The organism is Cupriavidus sp. WS (genome assembly GCF_000395345.1).
Taxonomy (GTDB): domain Bacteria; phylum Pseudomonadota; class Gammaproteobacteria; order Burkholderiales; family Burkholderiaceae; genus Cupriavidus; species Cupriavidus basilensis_B.
This window is the reverse complement of record NZ_AQPL01000418.1, coordinates 1-18,130: the sequence shown is the minus strand read 5'-3', so window position 1 is coordinate 18,130 and position 18,130 is coordinate 1. Positions and strand designations below refer to the sequence as shown.

The 18,130-nt window shown below is 64.5% G+C and carries 16 protein-coding genes and 1 pseudogene; 12 read left to right on the top strand and 5 right to left on the bottom strand.

All coding sequences use genetic code 11. The annotated features are described in order from the left end of the window. The 6 genes from K206_RS41030 to rfbG all read left to right on the top strand — a co-directional run. Window positions 1–853 (top strand): flagellar hook-length control protein FliK (locus K206_RS41030; protein ID WP_020205895.1); only part of this gene is annotated, 853 nt, incomplete at its 5' end. Between the two features lie 8 nt (window positions 854–861). Further along, the gene (locus K206_RS0129160; RefSeq protein ID WP_020205894.1) at window positions 862–1,173 is read left to right on the top strand and encodes an EscU/YscU/HrcU family type III secretion system export apparatus switch protein; all 312 of its coding nucleotides are present in this window, start codon (window positions 862–864) and stop codon (window positions 1,171–1,173) included. Window positions 1,174–1,426: 253 nt separating this feature from the next. Then, window positions 1,427–3,673 carry a tetratricopeptide repeat protein gene (locus K206_RS39635; RefSeq protein WP_043367227.1) on the top strand — a complete coding sequence of 749 codons (2,247 nt, stop codon included), beginning with the start codon at window positions 1,427–1,429 and terminating at the stop codon, window positions 3,671–3,673. A gap of 100 nt (window positions 3,674–3,773) precedes the next feature. After that, window positions 3,774–6,002 (top strand): hypothetical protein, encoded by a 2,229-nt coding sequence (locus K206_RS0129145; RefSeq protein WP_029044220.1) that lies wholly within the window; start codon window positions 3,774–3,776, stop codon window positions 6,000–6,002. Beyond that, window positions 5,999–6,772, top strand: coding sequence for a glucose-1-phosphate cytidylyltransferase (gene rfbF, locus K206_RS0129140; protein ID WP_020205890.1), 774 nt, complete (start codon window positions 5,999–6,001; stop codon window positions 6,770–6,772). Before K206_RS0129145 ends, rfbF begins: the two co-directional genes overlap by 4 nt. Next, complete coding sequence (rfbG, locus tag K206_RS39630) at window positions 6,757–7,869, top strand: CDP-glucose 4,6-dehydratase (protein WP_369796934.1); 1,113 nt, start codon at window positions 6,757–6,759, stop codon at window positions 7,867–7,869. The genes rfbF and rfbG overlap by 16 nt, the downstream gene beginning before the upstream one ends. Before the next feature lie 55 nt (window positions 7,870–7,924). On the opposite strand, the gene K206_RS0129130 is transcribed toward rfbG, so the two are convergent. The 5 genes from K206_RS0129130 to fliE all read right to left on the bottom strand — a co-directional run bounded on the left by K206_RS0129130 (window position 7,925) and on the right by fliE (window position 11,730). Continuing rightward, on the bottom strand, window positions 7,925–8,413 hold the full coding sequence (locus K206_RS0129130) for a DapH/DapD/GlmU-related protein (protein ID WP_020205888.1): 489 nt from the start codon (window positions 8,411–8,413) through the stop codon (window positions 7,925–7,927). Continuing rightward, a complete protein-coding gene (locus K206_RS41965; RefSeq protein ID WP_081651549.1) occupies window positions 8,410–9,312 on the bottom strand; it encodes an NAD(P)-dependent oxidoreductase in 903 nt (300 codons plus the stop codon). The genes K206_RS0129130 and K206_RS41965 overlap by 4 nt, the downstream gene beginning before the upstream one ends. Before the next feature lie 11 nt (window positions 9,313–9,323). Next, window positions 9,324–9,881: a dTDP-4-dehydrorhamnose 3,5-epimerase family protein gene (locus K206_RS0129120; protein WP_020205886.1), complete on the bottom strand. Its 558-nt coding sequence runs from the start codon at window positions 9,879–9,881 to the stop codon at window positions 9,324–9,326. A gap of 2 nt (window positions 9,882–9,883) precedes the next feature. Continuing rightward, entirely contained in the window at window positions 9,884–11,200 is a 1,317-nt protein-coding gene (gene rfbH / locus K206_RS0129115) for a lipopolysaccharide biosynthesis protein RfbH (RefSeq protein ID WP_020205885.1), read from the bottom strand. A gap of 200 nt (window positions 11,201–11,400) precedes the next feature. Beyond that, window positions 11,401–11,730 carry a flagellar hook-basal body complex protein FliE gene (gene fliE / locus K206_RS0129110; RefSeq protein ID WP_020205884.1) on the bottom strand — a complete coding sequence of 110 codons (330 nt, stop codon included), beginning with the start codon at window positions 11,728–11,730 and terminating at the stop codon, window positions 11,401–11,403. Window positions 11,731–12,210: 480 nt separating this feature from the next. On the opposite strand from fliE, the gene fliF reads away from it, so the two are divergent. From fliF to K206_RS0129080, 6 genes and pseudogenes are all read left to right on the top strand, one after another. After that, window positions 12,211–13,920: a flagellar basal-body MS-ring/collar protein FliF gene (gene fliF / locus K206_RS0129105; protein WP_020205883.1), complete on the top strand. Its 1,710-nt coding sequence runs from the start codon at window positions 12,211–12,213 to the stop codon at window positions 13,918–13,920. Next, window positions 13,910–14,902: a flagellar motor switch protein FliG gene (gene fliG / locus K206_RS0129100; RefSeq protein WP_029044219.1), complete on the top strand. Its 993-nt coding sequence runs from the start codon at window positions 13,910–13,912 to the stop codon at window positions 14,900–14,902. Before fliF ends, fliG begins: the two co-directional genes overlap by 11 nt. Beyond that, window positions 14,889–15,794 (top strand): flagellar assembly protein FliH, encoded by a 906-nt coding sequence (fliH, locus tag K206_RS0129095; RefSeq protein WP_020205881.1) that lies wholly within the window; start codon window positions 14,889–14,891, stop codon window positions 15,792–15,794. The genes fliG and fliH overlap by 14 nt, the downstream gene beginning before the upstream one ends. Further along, a complete protein-coding gene (fliI, locus tag K206_RS0129090) occupies window positions 15,787–17,271 on the top strand; it encodes a flagellar protein export ATPase FliI (protein ID WP_020205880.1) in 1,485 nt (494 codons plus the stop codon). Before fliH ends, fliI begins: the two co-directional genes overlap by 8 nt. Further along, complete coding sequence (gene fliJ / locus K206_RS0129085; RefSeq protein WP_029044218.1) at window positions 17,264–17,719, top strand: flagellar export protein FliJ; 456 nt, start codon at window positions 17,264–17,266, stop codon at window positions 17,717–17,719. Before fliI ends, fliJ begins: the two co-directional genes overlap by 8 nt. A gap of 17 nt (window positions 17,720–17,736) precedes the next feature. Beyond that, window positions 17,737–18,130, top strand: a pseudogene (locus tag K206_RS0129080) (hypothetical protein); the annotation flags it as partial.

Below are 18,130 nucleotides of genomic sequence, written 5' to 3'. Positions count from 1 at the left end.
CCCCGGCCCGGCCGCGCCCGCCAGCGCCCCCGCGCCCGGCGCCGACGACGGCGCGCCGGTCCTGCAGCTGACCTACCAGCCGGCCCCCGTGGCGCCGCCCACGGCGGCCCAGGCCGCCGCGGCGGACGCCCGCGCGGTGGCCGCGGCCACGGTCGCCATCGTGGCCCAGCCGGACACCCAGGCGCCCGCCGACGACGCGCCGCCCCCCGCCGCCAACCCGGCCAACGCGGCCAGCCATGCCGCGCAATCCAGCGCGCCGCCGGCCACGTCCGGCCTGCCGGTCCCGCAGGGGCCGTCGGCCCATCTCGCGCAGCAGGCCACGCAGGCCTACCAGGCCGCCTCCGCCCCGCTGCCGCAGGCGCGCCACGTGGACGCCGACGGTGCCGTGGCCGATGGCCGCGGCGGCGACGCCCGCCTGGGCGCGGCCTCGGCCACCCCGGCGGCCGGCCCGGCGGTCCACCCGGACGCCGCCGCGCTGGTGCGCCAGCAGCTCGACACCCTGGCCACGCAGCAATTCCGCTGGATTGGCGAGGCCTGGCCCGGCACGCCGCTGGACTGGCAGATCCGCCGCGAGACCGAGGAGCGCCACGCGGGCGGCCACGGCCAGGCGCCCGACCCGGCGAGCGCGCCGTGGTCGACCAAGCTGGTGCTCCAGTTCCCGCACCTGGGCACCGTCGAGGCGCGCCTGAGCGTGGCCGGCAACCGCATCGAGGCGCGCCTGGCCGCGCCCGACTCGGTCAACCGCCTGCACGCCGCCCGCGCGCAACTGCAGGAGCGGCTGGCCGCCACCGGCCTCGACCTGTCCGCGCTGGCCGTCAACGGCATCCTCTCGCCCGGGGAGAACCTGCCTTGAGCCAGCCCATGCCGCAGGACGACGCGCGCGGCAGCGCGGTCGCGCTGGCCTACGAAGAAGGCCGCGACGGCAGCCCGCGCGTGGTGGCCAAGGGCTACGGCGAGATCGCCGACGCCATCATCGCGCGCGCCCGCGAAAGCGGCGTGTACGTGCACAACTCCCCCGCGCTGGTGACGCTGCTGATGCAGGTCGACCTGGACTCGCACATCCCGCCGCAGTTGTACGTGGCCGTGGCCGAGCTGCTGGCCTGGCTCTACCAGCTCGAGAAAGAGCAGGCTGCGATCGGAACCGCGCCTGCCCCAAAGCCCCACCACATATAGGGCTGACTTCCTGACACCAAGCCTACTGGCTTCCTGCGCGAAGCTTGGACCCCATCACTGTCAGTAGCTTGGAATTAACCTTGTTTTTGGCCTGTATTCTCACCTCAACTCGTCCGACGTCCTGTTAAGTTTTAGGGAAACGAGACAGCTGAACTATTGCCCAATGCGGGAATGGTTTCGGATGTCCAGTGAGATTGCGGCATCGCAAGACTAGTGCATTGCCTGTACCGTCCAGCCAAGACGAGCCCTTAGGATGAAATCAATCAAAATCGCCCCTCGGTCGCCGCGGCAGATCGATAAAGCGCGCGAACTCTATGCTGCAGGTCAGTACCGGGCGGCGCTCAAGGAGGCCGAGCGGGCGGAGCACATCTACGGTAAGAGCGCCAACGCCAGCTATTGGCAAATGGCCGCAGCACTAGGTCTACTGGACACGAAAAGGGCCGCCGATATACTTGGCGACGGCCTGCAGCACTTCCCGGGCGATGTGGAACTGATGTCGCTCGGAGGTTTCGTCTTGCTGCGCAATGGCGACCATGAGGGGGCACGGCGGCTCCTGCTCCAATGCGTCACTACGGCGCCGGCTGCCATCAGTGGATGGGTACACTATGCCGCACTGCTGCTGGAACTGCGCGAACCCGCAGCAGCGAAGGAAGCTGCGCTCAAGGCGCTAGCCCTCGACCCGAATGAACCGGTGTCAGCATGCAACTATGGCATAGCGTTGAAGGAAACCGGTGAGATGGTCGAGGCAATCGCCGCGCTTCGCAAGGCGGTAAGGCTAGCCCCAGAAAACCCTGCCATTCGCGCCAATCTGCTGTTCGTCATGCTGTTCGCGCAGGACACGACCGCACTGGACCTGTTGCGCGAAGCAAAAGCCTACGAGCAACTGCTGTTAGCCAGGCAGCGCCTGCCTCATAGCAATCCCGCGCCTCGCGAGAACGGCGGACCGATTCGCCTCGGCCTAATATCCAACGATCTGATGCGCCACCCGTGTGCATACTTCATCCTCCCGCTACTCGCCAACCTGGACCGTACCAGAATAGAGGTGATGGTATTCTCGCTGAATCCTCGGAGTGACCGCGTCACAGACAAGATCCGGTCGCATGCCAATCGATATTTCGAACTGGCCGGCAAACCAAAAGCGAACATCGTTGACGTCATCCGTGGTGAGCAACTCGACGTGCTGGTGGACCTCGGTGGCCATACCGGGACCTCTCCACTGCCCTATATGGTACATAGGCTTGCGCCGGTGCAAATGACTTGGCTCGGCTATCCCGGAAGCACCGGCATGGCCGCCATCGACTACCGTATAAGTGACTGGACCGCCGACCCCGCGGGCTTCGAGCCACACTACACCGAAACTCTGTTGAGAGCGCCGGACGTCTTTTGCACGTACTCGCCACTGGTACACAGCCCACTGGAAGTCTACGAAGAAAAATACAGGGTGCAGGAAACACCTGCCCTTCAAATCGGCCGAATTACTTTCGGCTCCTGTAACAATCTCGGCAAAATCACGGACCAGACCATAGCACTGTGGGGCACGGTAATGACTCGTTGCCCGGATAGCCGACTGCTGATCGAGGCTCGCGACATCGATAGTGACTCAGTCAGCGCCCCACTGCTGGCACGCTTGGCCAAAGCCGGCATTGCACCGGACCGCGTATCTTGCATACCACGCTTGGCGAAAAACCAGTATCTGACCTATCACGACATCGACATCGTGCTGGATACGCTACCGCTCACCGGCGGCACTACCACCTGCGACGCCTTATGGATGGGTGTGCCTGTCGTTACATTGGCCGGTACCGCCTTTCACTCCAGGATGTCAGCCAGTTTCGTCCACACATTGGGTCTCTCTGGCCTAGCCTGCGGCAACGAAGCTGAGTATGCCGACGTAGCCGTGCAACTGGCCACCGACATCGAAGGACTAAATGGCTTGCGCCTATCGCTGCGGCAACGCTTCGAGCAAAGTCCGGTAGCTGACGGCGCCGCTTTCGCGCGCTGGATGGAAGCACAGCTTACGGTGATCGTTGCACAGCGACGTGTGCTTCAGAACACCGCCCCCGGCCCCAAGGATGGTGTGTATTTCTCTGGTACATGGCACACCACGGCGGAAATCGTGATTGCCATCGCCGGCTTGCTGGATGCCCGCCGTTACGCCGAATTGCGTGGCCTGCTGGAGAATTTTTCCGCCAAGTGGCCAAAGCACTGGATCGTTCCCTATGTACTCGCCGAGATCGAGCATCACACCGGGCAGCCAGACGCAGTAGTAGGATATTTGATGGAAAGCATAGGCCTGCGGACCTATCACCTGCCGCTCTACCGTCTGCTCAACGCACGAATGGACGAATATCTGTACGACAAAAGCGCATTGGGAGAATTTCTACAGCAACAGTTCGGCATGAGCCTAGATATCCTGAGTCAACAAGGTACGCCGACAATGCTGGAAGTACTTGGCATTGAGGTCGGGCAAGCACGGGAAGCCGAATTCGCGAACACCTAGAACACTCAGAACCCCTACGTTCAAGCGCAGGCATTCTGCGCAGAGATATATGGGCAAACAGCGTCGTGCATAGCCACCTCGCCAACTCATCCCATCCCCTATGAAGAACTCGGTAACCAGATCTAAAGCGGATCGTTACATAAAGAAGGCCGAGGCAAGTCATCGCGCCGGCCGTTATCTCGAAGCGCTTTCCAATGCAGAGAAAGCCCAGCAGGTCGGCCGGAGCACACCACTCACTTACTATTGGCGTGCATTCTCCATCCTTGAACTGGGCCGCCGTGAGGAAGCCTACGCCATCAGCCAGGCCGGATTGAAGGCTCATCCCGACCAGCAGGATCTGATGGCCATAAGCGGCCGAATCCTGTCTGTGATGGGGAAGCTCCAGAATGCCAAGGCAATCTTCGCGTCCTGTGTGGCGTTACACCCTGGGTGTCTGGACGCATGGGCCAACTACTCGATCGTACTGCAGAAGCTTGGACTCCATGCCGACGCAAAGCAAGCTTCCCTCAAAGCCCTTGCGATCGCCCCTGACAATCCGGCAATCCTTGCTAACTACGCCAATGATCTGAAAGATACCGGCTTCGCCGAGGAAGCTATTGTGGTGCTCAAGAGAGCTGCGGCGATTGCACCGGACAATAAAAGTATCCGGTCGAATCTTCTGTTTCTTATGCTGCTAGGTGAAAAGACCAGTGCGGCCGACCTTCTGGAAGAAGCCAAAGGCTATGCCCAGCAGCTTGCCCAGCACCGTCTGCCTGAGTTGCCCATCGAAACGAAGCCGCAGTCCGGGAAAATTCGGCTCGGTATCCTGTCGAACGATCTGTTTCGCCACGCTTGCTCCTATTTCCTAATACCATTTATCGCTCACATCGACCGGTCGAGATTTGAAGTCGTATTGCTTGGCTTGCACTCCTACCGGGACAACGTCACGCACAAGATATCGATCTACTCTGATCGCTTCATCGATCTCGCAAACAAGCAGGAGACCGAGATCGTACGTGCAGTCCGCGAGGAAAATTTCGATGTACTGATCGACCTTGGCGGCTATACGGGCTCCTCGCCTTTGCACTATATGGTTTACGGTCTGGCCCCGATCCAACTCACCTGGCTTGGCTACCCCGGCAGTACGGGCATGCCAACCATCCACCACCGGATCACCGACTGGATCGGCGATCCAGCCGGAGCAGAGTCGCAATACACCGAGAACCTGCTCCGTGCACCTGGCGTGTTCGCGGTCTACCACCCACTGGTTCACAGCCCCCTAAGGGCGTATGAAAACGAATATCAGACCCGGGAGACACCCGCTATCCGCAATGGGCACGTCACCTTCGGATCCTGCAATGGCATCGGAAAGATCACCGACAAGGCCCTTCGACTCTGGAGTGCGGTGATGACGCGCTGCCCCAACAGCCGCCTATTGGTCGAGGCAGCAGGACTCGACAGGGACGAGGTGAAAACGCCGTTACTACAGCGTATGGCCCAGGTTGGCATCGAGGTTGAGCGCGTCAACTGCATTCCCAGGCTAGGACAGAACCAATACCTGACCTATCACGACATAGATATTGTGCTAGACACGTCTCCGGTAACGGGTGGCACCACGACCTGCGATGCGTTGTGGATGGGTGTGCCAGTCGTTTCGCTGGCCGGCACGGCCTTTCATACCCGGATGTCCGCACCGTATCTGAATGCCGCCGGTCTCGGGTTCCTGGTTTGCGACAACGAGAATCTGTATGCAAATATGGCCACGCAGCTCGCTAGCGACATCGACCAACTCAATGACCTGCGCTTGTCGCTAAGGCCTCGTTTCGAGAAGAGTGCCATCTCCGATGCAGCGGGATTCGCACGTTGGTTCGAGAGCCAGATGATTGAGGTGGTTGGACAGCAACGAGACCTGAGTCATCTGGCACCCGGCACAACAGACGGCGTGTTTTGCGCCGGGGAATGGCATTCGATGGCAGAACTCGTTGTCACCATCGACCTGCTGCTGCGCGAGCGGCGTCATATCGAACTGCGCAGCCTGCTAGAGAACATGTCTGCCAAGTGGAGCAAGCACTGGCTCGTCGCCTTCGCCCTATCCGAAATCCAGTATCAGATCGGCAACCGCGATCACGCAATTGAACTACTGATGGAAAGCATCACGCTGCGCAAGTACCATTTACCACTTTACCGCCTTCTCTGCGCGAGAATGGACGAACAAGGTTATGACAAGAGCAGCCTCGTGGATATCACGCGGCAGGAACTCGGCGTCGAACTGGCACTGATTGAACGCACTGGGGCGCCCTCCATCAGCGAGATTCTCGGTGTCCAGACGGTCAACGAGGTGGCGGCATGAAAACCGTTATTCTCGCCGGCGGCCTCGGCACGCGCATCTCCGAGGAATCCCATCTGCGCCCCAAGCCCATGATCGAGGTCGGCGGCAAGCCGATCCTGTGGCACATCATGAAGATGTACGCCGCGCACGGCATCAACGACTTCGTCATCTGCCTGGGCTACAAGGGCTACGTCATCAAGGAGTACTTCGCCAACTACTTCCTTCACATGTCCGATGTCACCTTCGACATGTCCGAGAATCGCATGGAAGTGCATTGCCGCAAAGCTGAGCCGTGGCGCGTCACCTTGGTCGACACCGGTGAGGAGTCCCAGACCGGGGGGCGCCTGCGGCGCGTGCGCGAATACCTTACGCCCGGCGAGTCATTCTGCTTCACCTATGGCGATGGCGTCTCCAATATCGACTTAAGCGCAGAGATCGCCTTTCACCGCAATCATGGTCGCTGGGCAACCGTGGCAGCGGTGCAGCCGCCCGGACGTTATGGCGCGCTGGAACGCACCAATGAAAATATGGTATCCGGCTTCGCGGAAAAGCCGCGTGGAGACGGTGCCTGGATAAACGGCGGGTTCTTTGTGCTGCAGCCCGAAGTGATCGACCTGATTGCTGATGACGGTATCAGTTGGGAACAGGCCCCGATGGAAAGCCTGGCAAGACGCGGGCATCTGTTGGCATTCGAGCACAAAGGCTTCTGGCAACCGATGGATACCTTGCGCGAGAAGAACATGTTGGAACAGTTGTGGCAGTCTGGCGCTGCCCCGTGGAAAATCTGGTGATCAGCATGCGCAATGCCTATGCCAACCGCCCCGTATTCCTGACAGGGCACACTGGGTTCAAAGGATCCTGGATGTCACTGTGGCTCGCACGCCTTGGCGCGCGCCTCACAGGCTACGCGCTACCACCTGCATCGCGGCCCGACATGTTCACGCACGCCGGAGTCAGGGATGCCCTCTCGGCGCATCATCTCGCCGATATCCGCAACGCTGAAGCACTAGCGAGCGCCTTGCATGCTGCGCAACCCGAGATTGTCTTCCATCTGGCAGCACAGCCTCTGGTACGCACCAGCTACCGCGACCCGGCCTCGACCTGGGCAACCAACGTCATGGGTACGGTGAATCTGCTGGAAGCCTGTCGCCGGTGTCCGTCGATCCGGGCCATTGTCATCGTGACCACAGACAAGTGTTATGACAACAGAGAGTGGCTGTGGGGATATCGGGAATTGGACCCGTTGGGAGGGCATGATCCTTATAGCGCAAGCAAGGCAGGAGCGGAACTGGTCGCGGCGAGCTATCGTCAGTCCTTCCTCGACCAGCGCGGGGTACTCCTCGCCACCGCACGCGCCGGCAATGTCATCGGCGGCGGCGACTGGTCGGAGGATCGCTTGCTGCCCGACGCCGCGCGCGCGGTTGCCGAAGGTGGTACGCTGCAAATCCGCCACCCCGGGGCGACTCGCCCTTGGCAGCACGTCCTGGAATCCCTCAACGGCTACCTCCTGCTCGGCGCCAGGCTACTGGCCGGAGAACACGAATTCGCCTCGGCGTTCAATTTCGGACCGGATGCTTGCGATAACCTGTCTGTCGCCGACGTCCTCACACGACTCCAACGTCATTGGCCGGAATTGGACTGGGAGATCGATTCTGCCGCAGCAGCTTCGGCACCGCACGAGGCCCGCTTTCTCTATCTCGACTCGGCCAAGGCACGACGCATGTTGGGCTGGAGTCCCCGCTGGCCGCTCGATAACGCACTGGCCGCCACCGCCGAATGGTATCGGCTCGTGCATGAAGCGCCCGATCTCGCCCGCGGCCTGACCGAGCGCCAACTCGATCAGTTTGCGGACATTTTCCCGTATCCCGCAGTGCTCCCGGCTACCTGAACCATCACCTAGCTGCCCCAGACGACAGTCCCGCGGCATACCCCGCATCCCATGGCTACTCCCGATAGCGAATTACCTTGGCAGGGGTACCCGCTATCACCGCAAACGCCGGCCACTCTCCCTTGAGCACCGTACCCGCGCCAACCACGCATCCACGTCCCAGGTACGTGCCATCCAACAGCACGCAGTTGGCTCCGATCCAGCAATCGTCTTCGACGATAATCCCGCCTTTCGACGGCATGAAGCGCTGCTCGATAATCGTCCGGTCACGCTTGCGATACTCGTGGTTGGTAGGTGCAAGCGTGGTATTTGCCGCAATCAACACTCCGTTGCCCAACTTAACACCGTTGCCGGAATAGATAACAACGCCAGAGTTCAAGTAACAGTAGGATCCAATCTCGACGTCACCGTCACCGCCCGCAAACTTGATTTTCACAAAACTGTCTACCGTCACGTGATCCGCCACGAGGACATGGTTTCCGCGTATGGAGCGCTCGATATCCGCGAGCGGGGATACTTTCGCCAAGGATGAAATCCGGTTCATTGGGGTGTTTCCAGCAGGCTGCTCACAACGCTGCGAATAAAGGCAGACATGTCGCAATCCGTCCCACCTGCTTCGGCCGGCCAGTGTCTTGAAAGGAACCGATAGGGCAATTCGCCCAAGTCAGCCTTCCCGAACGAGACACCAATCTCCCGCGCAGTTACCTCGCGAGCGATGCGTGCGCATAGTTCCGCCAGCGCAGCCATGCTCCAGACCTCTCCCGCGAGGTGCGTGGTAGCAGGAAGCAGGCCGGAGACAGCGGCCAGGACAGCTTGCGCTAGATACGAGATCGAAACGTAGCTTCTCACCGGCGCGCCGTCCGATAGCAGACGGACCACGCCATACTTGACAGCCTGCCGCGCGAAATCAAAGGGTGCCAGGGTCCAGCGGTTAAAGGTATCCCAGTCCACAGGCTCACCGAAGAGGTTCGCGGGCCGCAGAATGCTCACCCGGGCATCAGTCCGGCGACCGTGCATCAGGAAGGCCTGCTCCGCCATCCAGTGTGTCATGCCGTAGTCGTTTTCCGGCAGGGGAGCCACATCTTCATCTAGGTCTCCGCATGGTCTCCCGAAAACATGAAAAGTCGAGAGATAGACTAGATTACGGATGCCAGCGGATTCGGCCGCGCGCAGCAGCGCCCGTGTTGCCGTGACATTTGCAGTGTAGGCGGCAACCGGGTCATGGCGACACGACACCTCGTTTGCGGCGGCGGCGTGGACGCAAACATCCACGCCGTCGGGAATTGCGCTACCGATCACGCTATCCGGCTTCAGCAGGTCGAGTTGAACGTCATCAGCAGATCGGCGCCCTGCTGTCAGCACAGTCATCCCACGGGCTCTCAAGGCCGCCGCGATAGCGGCGCCAGCGTAACCGGATGCTCCGGTCAGTAGCACAGATGTCATCTTCCCGATTGTCAGAAATCACTAGCTTCCAGATAGTCCGCCAACGCGGGGAACCGCTGGTCTCGGGTGGAAAGCACCGGCCGGGCAATGGCCGGCCCCTCGGCCCACCAATCAATGCCGACACTATGGGGGTGTACTCCTGCATCGGCGGCGGGATCGTGTACCGAAGACACGAGATACCACATGCGGGTATGGTCGACGTGCGCGGCAAAGCCGTGCGCGACCCCCTTTGGCACATAGAGCACTGTCGGCTCGTCCCCTGTCAATATCAGGCTGAGACTTTGGCCGAAGGTCGTGGATCCGGCTCGCAGATCGACCAGACCGTCACGGGCCCTGCCGCTGAGGCAACAGACCAGCTTGGCGTGGTCCTTGGGCGGACGCTGGAAATGCATACCACGGATCACGCCGACATGGGATGTCGAGATATAGGACTCCGTGAAATTCGTCTCTAGGTCCAACCCGCCTAGTGTAGGAGCATGGAACAGCTTGAAGAAATCACCTCTCGCGTCCTCGGACAGGTTTCCCCATAGCCGGAAACAGCCGGCAATGACAAGTGGCTCCACCCGCATGTCTAGAAACCAACACCGAAGAACTGCTCCAACTTCTCCGCCATGAAATCGAGCATCTGCTCGCTCAGGCCCGGATAAACGCCCACCCAGAATGTGTCACTCATCACGATATCGGAATTGCGCAGATCCCCTGATATGCGGTATGGGCGCCCTTGCATATATGGCTGGCGGACCAGGTTGCCGGCAAACAGCAAACGAGTGCCGATACGATGCTGATCCAGATAGGAGATCAGATCCGCCCGCCGCACACCGGCTTCCGGCCTCAACGTCATTGGGAAGCCGAACCATGACGGATCCGAGCGCGGCGTGGCCTCCGGCAGAATCAGCGCATCGCTACAGCGACCAAGACGATCTTTCATGTATGCGAAGTTCCGCTTGCGGATTGCAATAAACTCCTCGGCACGGTCCAGTTGCGCCAGCCCGCAGGCCGCCTGCATGTCAGTGATCTTAAGGTTATACCCTATGTGGGAGTAGGTGTACTTGTGGTCATAGCCCTCAGGCAACGAGCCCAGCTTCCAGCAAAAGCGCCGGCCGCAGGTATTGTCCTTTCCCGGTGGGCAATAGCAATCCCGTCCCCAGTCACGGAACGACTCGGCGATCTGCTTGAGTATGTCGCTGTTCGTGAAGACCGCGCCGCCCTCGCCCATGGTAATGTGGTGCGCGGGATAGAAGCTGAGCGTGGCAATGTCGCCAAAGCTCCCGACCAGTTTGCCGTCGTAAGTGGCACCGAGCGCGTCGCAGCAATCTTCAACCAGCCAGAGGTTATGCTTGCGGCAGAGCGCCGTAATCACACCGAGGTTGTACGGATTCCCCAGTGTGTGCGCGAGCATGATCGCCTTGGTCCGTGGAGAGATGGCTTCTTCGATCTTGCTCGCATCAATGTTATAGGTACCCAGTTCCACATCCACGAAGACGGGGATTGCCCCGCATTGCAGGATTGGATTGACGGTCGTCGGAAAACCCGCCGCCACGCCGATCACTTCGTCGCCGGGACGGATCGCGCGATCGCCGAGACGCGGCGATGTCAAGGCAGCAAAGGCAACCAGATTTGCGGACGACCCCGAGTTGACCGTCAGCACATGGCGAGCCCCCAGCAGGGTTGCCAGGCGCTTCTCGAACTGGTCATTGAAACGCCCTGCCGTCAACCAACAATCGAGCGAAGCGTCGACCATTGCCTTCATCTCCGGCGCCCCCACGACCTTGCCCGAAGGCGGAATGATCGAGTGTCCGGGCTGGAAAGTGGTCGCTTCACTTGCCACCACCTCAGCATACTGCTCTACCAGCCGGGCGATTTGCGCCCGAAGCTCTTCCTTGTTCATCTTGTTTCCTGTTGCACCAGCCATCTGGCGAACGGCCCGGCCCTGGAAAAACGCCAATCGCAAGGCCAGCTTCGCCTGCCAGCGCCATCGCATCCGCGATAACCATCATCTGGCCAACCATCAATACCTCTCTTACCGACCGGCATCCTCGAAACCTGTCTCCGGCGTTTGATCCACGGCCAGAAAGCCTCAGGCGGCCGTTACACCGTCATGCTCATGATTTCCTGGTAGGCGCCGGCCAGCCGGTTGCGCACCTGCACGGCGGTCTGGAACGACACGTTGGCCTTCTGCATGTCGATCATCACGTCGTTGAGCGACACGCCGGGCTTGCCCAGCTCGAAGGCGTCGGCCTGGCCGTAGGCGTGTTCCTGCACGGCGCTGACGCGCGCCAGCGAGCGCTGCAGTTCGCTGGCGAAGCTGCCCGGGCCGGCGGCCGCGGCCGTGGTGGCCTGGCTTTGCGTGCCGGTGGCGCTCTGGGCCAGCCCGCGCAACTGCTGCAGCATGCCGTCGATGGAAGAGATGGTAGTCATGGCGATCCGCTCGGAACCCGCCGCGCCCGCTCGGGGCAAGCCGGTCCCGCAAAGAGTCAAGTCGTTGAACATGGCGCCGGACCCTCCCCGCGCCGCTGCCGGCAAATCCGCCGGGGCACGCGCATGCCGCAAGACCGCATCCGCGCACGCCACCTGTGCCAGCCCCCGAAGCGTACCTGCCCCGCCGGGCGGCCCATTGCGGGAAATCGGGTGGAAAACGAGGCTTATTCCCGTGATTGTCGGCACCGCGCCTGGACGATGATCGATACCGTGCCGGATCTGGGGCGCTGCCGCGTTGCCGCGCCCGGTCCGGGACCCGAATCTTGATCAACTATCGCGGGGAGTACGCGTGTTTTGTCAGCAGCGTGATCTTAGCCATGCCGTAGCCGGGATGCTCCAGGCCAGCCGGGGTGGACAGGGCAGCCAGAGCGGCGCCCGCCATCCGGCCCTGCCCATCCTGGCCATGACCGGGGCGCGCGCATGAACGCCGTGGCCGCCCTGTCGGGCAAATCCGAGCTGTTCGAGCGCCTCAAGGCCAATCCGCGCCTGCCCATGATGCTGGGTGCCGCGGCGCTTGCCGCGGCCATCGCGGTGGGCGTGCTGTGGTCGCGCGCGCCGGACTACAAGGTGCTCTACAGCAACCTGTCCGAGCGCGACGGCGGTGCCGTCATCGCCTCCCTGCAGCAGATGAACGTGCCGTACAAGTTCGCCGAGGGCGGCGGTGCGGTCATGGTGCCCTCCGACAAGGTCCACGAGACCCGCCTGCGCCTGGCTTCCCAGGGCCTGCCCAAGAGCGGCACCACCGGCATGGAGCTGATGGACTCGCAGAAGTTCGGCATCAGCCAGTTCGCCGAGCAGGTCAACTACCAGCGCGGCCTGGAAGGCGAGCTGGCGCGCTCGATCGAGTCGATCGGCGCGGTGCAGTCCGCGCGCGTGCACCTGGCCATCCCCAAGCCCACGCTGTTCGTGCGCGAGCGCCAGAAGCCGACCGCCTCGGTGGTGCTGCAGCTCTACCCGGGCCGCGCCATCGACGACGGCCAGGTCGCGGCGATCAGCTACCTGGTGTCGTCCAGCGTGCCGGAACTCACGCCCAAGTCGATCTCCATCGTCGACCAGCACGGCAACCTGCTGTCGGGCAACGGCACCAACGAGCGCATGCTCGACGCCAGCCAGATCAAGTACGTGCAGGCGCTGGAGCGCAACTACGCGCAGCGCGTGGAAGCCATCCTGGCGCCGCTGGTCGGCCAGGACAACGTCAAGGCGCAGGTCACGGCCGACGTGGACTTCGCCATCGTCGAGCACACCGACGAGTCGTTCAAGCCCAACCAGGACCCGACCCGCGCGGCCATCCGCAGCCAGCAGTCGAGCGAATCGAGCCAGCAGGGCGCCGCGCCCGTCGGCGGCGTGCCCGGCGCGCTGTCCAACCAGCCGCCCGCGCCCGCCACCGCGCCGATCGCCACGGCCCAGCCGCCGCGCCCCGGCCAGCCCAACCAGCCGGGCCAGCAGCCCGGCCAGCAGGGCCAGGCCGGGCAGCCGGCACAGACCGGTGCCACCAGCACGGCCCAGACCGGCCCGAGCAGCAACCGCAAGGACTCCACCACCAACTACGAGCTCGACCGCACCGTGCGCCACGTGCAGCAGGCCCCGGGCGGCGTGAAGCGCCTGTCGGTGGCGGTGGTGGTCAACTACCGCCAGAAGGCCGGCGCCAACGGCAAGATGGTGGCCGAGGCGCTGCCCGCCACGCAGCTCACCCAGATCGAGAACCTGACCAAGGAAGCGATGGGCTTCTCCGCCGAGCGCGGCGACTCGCTCAACGTGGTCAACAGCCCGTTCACCGCCGAGGTCGACATCAAGCCCGAACTCCCGCTGTGGAAGCAGCCGGACATGATCGCGCTGGCCAAGACCGTGGCCGGCTACCTGATGCTGGCCCTGCTGGCCGCGTTCGTGTGGTTCAAGATCGCCCGCCCGGTGCTGCGCAAGTACACCGCGCCGCCGCTGCCGCCGCCACAGGAGAAGACCGCCGAAGAGCAGGCCGTGCTGCTGCCCGCCGAAGAGCCGTCCAATCCGGAAGTCCTGCGGCTTGCCGCCAAATACGAAAGCGATCTCGCCCTGGTGCGCGACGCTGCGCAGCGCGACCCGCGCCTGGTCGCCAGCGTGATCAAGAACTGGATGTCCAAAGATGAACGATGAAGGGTTGCAGAAGAGCGCCATCCTGATGATGTCGCTCGGGGAAGACGCCGCGGCCGAGGTCTTCAAGCATCTCGGACCGCCGCAGGTGCAGGCCCTGGGCCAGGCGATGGCGGCGCTCACCTCGGTGACGCGCGAGCAGATGGCCGAGGTGCTGGCCGAGTTCCGCTCCGAGACCGAGCAGTACATGGCGCTGGACGTGGACTCGAGCACCTTCATCCGCAGCGTGCTGAACAAGGCGCTGGGCGAGGAACGCGCGCTGTCGGTGATCGAGGACATCCTGGAGTCGCGCGACCCGGGCAGCGGCATCGACTCGCTGAACTGGATGGATTCCACCTCGGTGGCCGAGCTGATCCGCGACGAGCATCCGCAGATCATCGCCACCATCCTGATCCACCTGGACCGCCAGAAGTCGTCCGAGATCCTCGGCATGTTCACGGACCGCCTGCGCAACGACGTGATCCTGCGCATCGCCACCTTCGGCGGCGTGCAGCCGGGCGCGCTGCAGGAGCTGACCGACGTGCTGACCAAGCTGCTGGCGGGCCAGAGCCTCAAGCGCAGCCGCATGGGCGGCGTGCGCACCGCGGCCGAGATCATCAACCTGATGAGCACGGCCCACGAGGAAGCGGTCATCGAAGGCGTGCGCCTGCACGACGGCGACCTCGCCCAGAAGATCATCGACGAGATGTTCCTGTTCGAGAACCTGATGGAAGTGGACGACCGCGGCATCCAGCGCGTGCTCAAGGAAGTGGCCACCGAATCGCTCATCGTCGCGCTCAAGGGCGCGCCGGTGGAACTGCGCGACAAGTTCATCCGCAACATGTCTACCCGCGCCGGCGAAATGCTGCGCGAAGACCTCGAGGCGCTGGGCCCGGTACGGGTCTCGCAGGTCGAGGCCGAACAGAAGAACATCCTCCAGGTGGTGCGCCGCCTGGCCGAAGCCGGCGAAGTTGTAATCGGTGGTGGCGACGATGCCTACGTCTGAACGTGCCCTCGGCCAGTTCCGCGGTTATGCCGCGGACCCGGCCTACACGAATGCCCGCGGCGACCGCCAGGGCAACAGCAGCAACAGCGGCGGCGGCGACGGCGGCGATGGCCGCCGCGCGGGCGGCCGCGGCGGCCCGCGCCAGAATGGCCAGGGCAATCAAGGCAACCAGGGCGGCCAGAACGAATTCACCAGCTTCGCCCCGCCGGGCGGCCGCACCCCGCAGAAAAGCGGCTGGCAGCGCTGGCAGATGGTGTCGCTCGACCCGCGCGACGCCGAGCCGGAGCCGTCGGCGTTCATGCCGTTCGAGCCAGCCCCGCCCCCGATCGACTTCGCCGCGCTCGACGCCATGCGCGAAGGCGCGCGCAAGGAAGGCTACGCCCAGGGTTATACCCAGGGCCAGACCCAGGGCTACGGCGACGGCCACCGCGAGGGTTATGCGCGCGGCCTGGAAAGCGCGCGCGCCGAAGCCGGCCGCCTGCAGGAGCTGGCCGCCACCTTCAGCCACGCGCTCGGCCGCGTGGACGAGGAAGTGGCCCAGACCCTGATCGCGCTGGCGCTCGACGTGGCGCGCCAGCTGGTGCAGCAGACCGTGGCGGCCGATCCCGCGGTGCTGCTGCCGGCCGTGCGCGAGCTGCTGGCCGCCGAGCCGGCGCTGTCCGGCTCGCCCTGCCTGCTGCTCAACCCCGAAGACGTGGCGCTGGTGGAAACCCACCTGGCCGGCGAGCTCGAGGCCGCCGGCTGGAACGTGCGCGCCGAACCCGCGGTGGCGCGGGGCGGCTGCGTGGCCAGCGCCGCCAGCGGCGAACTCGACGCCACGCTGTCCACGCGCTGGAACCGCGTGGTCAAGGCGCTCGGCCGCGACGACCCGTGGGAGCCGCCCCATGCCTGACAACAGCGCGGCCAAGCCCGACCACGCCGCGCCGGCGCCTGCCGCGCCCGCGCTGCCCGGCCTGCACGGCCAGCGCTGGCGCGACGCGCTGGCCAGCGCCTCGGCCGGCCTCGCCGAGCTCGACAGCAAGCGCAGCTGCGGCCGCCTGACGCGCGCCGCCGGCCTGGTGCTGGAGGCCGTGGGCCTGCGCATGCCGGTCGGCAGCGACTGCCTGATCGAGCTGCCCGGCGGCCAGTCGCCCGGCGGCAAGGGCACCGGCCCGCGCATGGCCGAGGCCGAAGTGGTCGGCTTCGGCGCCGACCGCCTCTACCTGATGCCGCAGTCCGACGTGGTCGGCCTGGTGCCCGGCGCGCGCGTGTACCCGCTCGAACCCACGCCGCGCCCCAGCGGCGACGCCGCCCCGCGCGAGCCCGGCTCCAAGCGCCTGCCGGTCGGCGAAGGGCTGCTGGGCCGCGTGCTCGACGCCGCCGGCCGCCCGCTCGACGGGCTCGGCCCCATCAGCGCCGCCACCGAGGTCACGCTCGGCGGCACCCAGATCAACCCGCTCGAGCGCGCCCCGATCGAGACCGTGCTGGACGTGGGCGTGCGCGCCATCAACGGCATGCTCACGGTCGGCCGCGGCCAGCGCATGGGCCTGTTCGCCGGCTCCGGCGTGGGCAAGAGCGTGCTGCTGGGCATGATGGCGCGCTACACCAGCGCCGAGGTCATCGTGGTCGGCCTGATCGGCGAGCGCGGCCGCGAAGTGAAGGACTTCATCGAGAACATCCTCGGCGAGGACGGCCGCCGGCGCTCGGTGGTGGTGGCGGCGCCCGCCGACACCTCGCCGCTGCTGCGCATGCAGGGCGCCGCCTACGCCACGCGCCTGGCCGAGTATTTCCGCGACCAGGGCCGCCACGTGCTGCTCATCATGGACTCGCTCACGCGCTACGCGATGGCCCAGCGCGAGATCGCCCTGGCCATCGGCGAGCCGCCCGCCACCAAGGGCTATCCGCCCTCGGTGTTCGCCAAGCTGCCCACGCTGGTGGAGCGCACCGGCAACGGCCCCGAAGGCGGCGGCTCGATCACCGCGTTCTACACGGTGCTGACCGAGGGCGACGACCAGCAGGACCCGATCGCCGACTCCGCGCGCGCCATTCTCGACGGCCACATCGTGCTCTCGCGCAGCCTGGCCGAGTCGGGCCACTATCCGGCCATCGACGTGGAAGCCTCCATCAGCCGTGCCATGACGGCGCTGGTCGAGCCGATGCAGTTCGCCTCGGTGCGGCGCTTCAAGCAGCTGATGTCGCGCTACCAGCGCAACCGCGACCTGATCAGCGTGGGCGCCTACGTGCCCGGCAACGATCCGGAACTGGACCTCGCCATCCACCTGCACCCGCAGATGGAAGCGTTCCTCCAGCAGGACATCCACGAGCGCGCCGGCTACGACGCCTCGATCGGCCAGCTGCACGGCATCTTCCAACGGAGCGAACATGGCTAAGCCATCTGCATTGAATACCTTGGCCGACCTGGCCCAGAACGATACGGATGCGGCCGCGCGCGAGCTGGGCCGGCTGCAGGGCCTGCGCAACCAGGCCGAGCAGCAGCTTGCCGCGCTCACCCAGTACCGGCAGGAATACCGCGAGCGCATGCAGGCCATCGCCCAGGACGGCATGACCTCCACGCGCTGGCAGGACTTCGCCCAGTTCCTGGCCTCGCTCGACACCGCCATCCGCCAGCAGACCGAGGCGCTCGCGCGCGCCGAGGCGCAGCTGCTGGCCGGGCGCGCCAACTGGCAGCAGCAGAAGCGCCGCCAGAACTCGTTCGACACCCTCATCACCCGCGCCGAGACGCGCGAGCAGCAAGCCCTCTCGCGCCGCGAGCAGCGCGACACCGACGAATACGCCGCGCGCGCCGCCCGCCTGCAAGTCGCCGACCGCCACCGCTAAGCCGCCAGACACCGACCATGATCGATATCACCCAGATTGTCAGCAACACCGCCAGCAGCGCGGCCGCCTCGCGCAGCGCCGGCAGCACCGACGCCGCGCAGCAGGGCTTCGGCGACGCGCTGGCGCGCGCGCGCGACGACGGCAATGCCAATGGCGCCAAGAATGCCGGCAACAGCGGCAACGCCGGCAGCCAGGCCGCCGCCCCGGCACAGGACACGCAGAACACGCAGAACGCCCAGAACGGCAACGCCGCGCAGAACAGCGCCGCCCAGGGCACGCAAGGCAATACGGTGGCCGGCAAGCCCGCGCGGCCGGGCGGCAAGGACGGCGCCAGGAACGGCGGCAAGGATGGCGACAAGGACGGCGAAGCGGCCGACGCGCAGGCCGTGAACCCGGCCGCCCAGGCCGCCG